4 protein-coding genes and 1 pseudogene are annotated in these 3,278 nt (G+C 55.9%); 3 read left to right on the forward strand and 2 right to left on the reverse strand.

Going from position 1 to position 3,278, the window contains the following annotated elements; translation table 11 throughout:
- A partial coding sequence (gene amrB, locus ACOCD2_RS14910; RefSeq protein WP_293652804.1) for an AmmeMemoRadiSam system protein B occupies positions 1–524 on the reverse strand: 524 nt, incomplete at its 3' end.
- 65 nt (positions 525–589) lie between these two features.
- Here amrB and amrS point away from each other — a divergent pair.
- Both amrS and ACOCD2_RS14920 read left to right on the forward strand, forming a co-directional pair.
- Positions 590–1,668: pseudogene (gene amrS, locus ACOCD2_RS14915) on the forward strand (AmmeMemoRadiSam system radical SAM enzyme).
- A gap of 131 nt (positions 1,669–1,799) precedes the next feature.
- Positions 1,800–2,048 carry a hypothetical protein gene (locus ACOCD2_RS14920; protein ID WP_293652805.1) on the forward strand — a complete coding sequence of 83 codons (249 nt, stop codon included), beginning with the start codon at positions 1,800–1,802 and terminating at the stop codon, positions 2,046–2,048.
- A 135-nt stretch (positions 2,049–2,183) separates the two neighbouring features.
- On the opposite strand, the gene ACOCD2_RS14925 is transcribed toward ACOCD2_RS14920, so the two are convergent.
- A complete protein-coding gene (locus tag ACOCD2_RS14925; RefSeq protein WP_293650222.1) occupies positions 2,184–2,480 on the reverse strand; it encodes a hypothetical protein in 297 nt (98 codons plus the stop codon).
- A gap of 16 nt (positions 2,481–2,496) precedes the next feature.
- On the opposite strand from ACOCD2_RS14925, the gene tsaA reads away from it, so the two are divergent.
- The gene (gene tsaA, locus ACOCD2_RS14930) at positions 2,497–3,150 is read left to right on the forward strand and encodes a tRNA (N6-threonylcarbamoyladenosine(37)-N6)-methyltransferase TrmO (protein WP_293650221.1); all 654 of its coding nucleotides are present in this window, start codon (positions 2,497–2,499) and stop codon (positions 3,148–3,150) included.
- The last annotated feature ends 128 nt before the right edge of the window (positions 3,151–3,278 follow it).

Consider the following 3,278-nt stretch of genomic DNA (forward strand, 5'->3'; position numbering starts at 1 on the left):
AGTGTTTCTTGTCCGCCCCACAACAGATCCAGCACTTCACCGACTTCCAGTGCATTCGCCTGTCCGACGATGAAAGGCACGATGCTGAAGTTGTTCAGAGAGCGCTGCAGGAAGGGCAGTTGTACTTCCAGGGCATGCTCTCCCTCGAAGGCACGATCGAACTCCTCTACCTGGGGCAGCGCCAGCGCCTGATCGACAGCATTCCGGTCCACCGGGATGTCACCCAAAGGTGTACGCAGATAATCCGCTGAAGTGGTCGCCAGGCCGCGAAAAGGTACGCGGTGTGAAGGGGCGAGGATGACAACACGCTCAATACTGTCTGCTGCCGGCAGCAACCGCCGATAGGCGCTGGCGGCAACAGGACCGGAATAAATATAGCCCGCATGTGGTGCGATAAGCGCCTTGGGTGGCGGTTCGTCAGGCACGGGAGATTCTGCCAGCAGGCTGTCGACCTGTTGCCTCAATTCATCTGCCTGTTCCGGATAAAACATCCCGGCTACGGAAGGAAGTAATACGCTGCTCATCTTGAATTCCTGCTTTTCAACCCGATTTGATAAAACTAGATGGGTTCAGGTGGAGAAATTACAAGATGAACGATGTAGCGAATGTGGCCACGAAATACTGGCACAAGCTGGAAGACGGGCGGATACAGTGCGATCTCTGTCCCCGGGAATGCCACCTCAAGGAGGGGCAGCGGGGTCTGTGTTTTGTACGCGTCTGTGAAAACGGTGAGGTGGTACTCACCACCTACGGACGTTCCAGTGGCTTTTGCGTGGATCCCATAGAGAAAAAGCCCCTGAACCACTTCCTGCCGGGCACACCGGTTTTTTCCTTTGGCACCGCGGGGTGCAACCTGTCCTGTAAATATTGCCAGAACTGGGATATGAGCAAGTCGCGGGAGATGGATATTCTGGCCAATCAGGCGACACCGGAGCAGATTGCCGAAACGGCGAAGAAGCTGGGTTGCCGCAGTGTGGCCTACACTTATAACGATCCAGTGATTTTTCTCGAGTATGCCGTGGATACGGCGAAAGCCTGCCGTGAGCAGGATATCAGGAGCGTGGCAGTGACGGCGGGGTATATTTCTCCCGGAGCAAGGGAAGACTTCTTTGCCTACATGGATGCGGCCAACGTCGATCTGAAAGGTTTCACCGAGGATTTCTACCGCAAGCTGACAGGGGGCATCTGCAGCCGGTACTGGATACCCTGAAATATCTGAAACATGAAACCGATGTCTGGTTTGAAATCACCAACCTGCTGATCCCGGGGCACAACGATTCAGAGGATGACCTCAAACGCATGCTGGACTGGATCGTCACCGAACTGGGGCCGGATGTGCCTCTGCATTTCAGTGCATTTCATCCGGACTACAAAATGCTCGATGTGCCGCCGACATCACCGCAGTCTCTCACGCAAGCCAGGGAAATGGCCATGGCGTAGGGCTTGAACTATGTTTACACCGGCAATGTCCACGACAGCCGTGGCGGCAGTACCTGGTGCCCCAGCTGTGGTGAATTGCTCATCGAAAGAGACTGGTATGTGCTGGGCAAATGGGGCTTGGACGACAAAGGCTGCTGTGCAAGCTGCGGCGAAAAGATCCCAGGCGTATTCGATCCCCGCCCCGGTGACTGGGGTGCCAAACGGCTGCCGGTGTCCATGCCGGGCTGAGCGTTGGCAATCCGGAAGATTCCTATGCCAAAGTAGGACAAATCCTACATACAGAGACAGGTGGTTTTCCTAAACTGGCTTTGCCGGGCGGGGTTGCCCGGCTTCGATCAAACCACAAGGGAATGTTTAAAATGAAGAAAGCCAATATGATGATATCTACACTGTCCACTGCCATCCTCCTTTCCATCACCTCGGGGTACAGCAGTGCGGAAGGCATCTGCAAGGGCATGGAAAAGTCCAGTTGTGCAACTTCCACCAGCTGTCGCTGGGTCAAGGGTTATGAGCGCTCCGACGGCCGCAGCATCAGTGGCTATTGCCGCAAGCTGCCCGGCAAGAAGCCACAATCGACCGCCGACAACGGTACAAACAGAAAGGGCTGAACACACTTTTGATCCGGCAGGCTGCACAGCTTTTCGTAGCCTGCCGGTCTGCGTCCTGAGATAATTGGCAGATATTCGGTTCAGCCAGGCAGGAACGCATGAGTTCTGCATTTTCCCTGACGGCCATTGGCCATATCAAAACTCCTTTCCAGGAAAAATTCGGCATCCGCTGCCAGCCATTGGAGAGCGAAGCGAAGGCTGGTAGACCCCAGTAGCTGCGAGGCCGCACTGTTTTCCCGGCGTGCCTTGCGCCAGAGGGAAAACAAAGTAGGCCTCCGAACGCGGCGTCCAGTCATATGGGAGCCAAGTACGGAGCAGCAACGAGCTTGCGAAATTGTTGCGTAGTGCTGGGTGACCAGGACGGCTGGGGCACCAATAGGTTGTCAAAGGCCGAGTCGATTTTGGGGACTGGGATGTCCCAAAATCTATCACGAGGTCGAAGACACGCTTGCCGCGCCAGTCCGGACTGGTCGATGTTCCCGGGGTGGTGGAAATGCTGCCGGGATACGACAAGCCCGGGCTATTTGATGGACTGGAGGCATTCAGCCATATCTGGCTGTCTTTCGTTTTCCATCAGAGTGTGGAGCAGGGCTGGCGTGAGCGCGTGCGCCCGCCACGCCTGGGCGGCAACCGGCGCAAGGGTGTGTTCGCCACCCGTTCGCCTTTTCGCCCCAATCATCTCGGTTTGTCTGTCGTTCGCCTGGAGCAGATTCAGGTTGAGGAGGGCAGGGTGCGTCTGCATGTGCGGGGTGCGGACCTGCTCGATGGGACGCCGGTAGTGGACATCAAACCCTACCTGCCCTATGTGGATGCAATACCGGATGCCACGGGCGGATTTGCTCCCCATGCGCCAGCGACGAGTCTGCAGGCAGTGTTTTCCGACCGGGCCAGAGGTCAACTGCGTGTTCTGCCCGGTGGGGATGAACTGCAGATGTTGATCGAACAGCTGGTGACCCTCGATCCCCGACCGGCCTATCGAAAGGAGGGAGATGAGAAGCGTGTGTACGGTATGCGCCTTGCCGGGTATAACGTGCGCTGGCAGGTGTCCGATAAACGGGCCACGGTACTCAGTATCGAAACAAATGACCCGTCTTGGCCTTGACAGAATGTTGAAATCACCTTTTCAAGGGTTTTTAATGTGGAAACTAGAGTTTAGAGTTTCAGAGGAGAAAAACCACTAAAAATCTCAAACGCTGCCAGCCATGGAGAGCGAAGCGAAGGCTGGTAGAC

This window comes from Thiolapillus sp., from assembly GCF_048562965.1.
GTDB lineage: Bacteria > Pseudomonadota > Gammaproteobacteria > Chromatiales > Chromatiaceae > Thiolapillus > Thiolapillus brandeum_A.